The sequence below is a fragment of the Pseudomonas sp. 58 R 3 genome, from assembly GCF_900006605.1.
GTDB lineage: Bacteria > Pseudomonadota > Gammaproteobacteria > Pseudomonadales > Pseudomonadaceae > Aquipseudomonas > Aquipseudomonas salomonii.
Window position 1 is genome coordinate 1 of the sequence record NZ_CVTT01000018.1, and the last position, 295, is coordinate 295.

At 56.6% G+C, this 295-nt stretch carries 1 protein-coding gene; it reads left to right on the forward strand.

Annotated features, from left to right (window positions below; translation table 11 throughout):
- Positions 1-295 (forward strand): DUF6124 family protein (locus BFP92_RS01950; protein ID WP_065911392.1); only part of this gene is annotated, 295 nt, incomplete at its 3' end.

Consider the following 295-nt stretch of genomic DNA (forward strand, 5'->3'; position numbering starts at 1 on the left):
ATGTTCAAAATAACGCCGAACCCTCCAAGCGAACCGGACCTGAAACTCAATCAGGCCGCGCATCGCGCAATTGATCACTACCTCAATCCAAAAGCCGACCCGGCTATGTCGCCACCTGCGCTGTTCAACGTCGCCGCCGATGCCAGCAGCGAAACCCTGATCACCAACAGCTACGAAACCTTTTCCTCGGTCACCGCCTTGCTGCTCGACCTGTCAGAAGACTTGACCGGAAAACAGCGCGACGTGGCGCTGGCGATTCACCAGTTGAGTGAGTTGGGGGTGTTGCTGATGGACA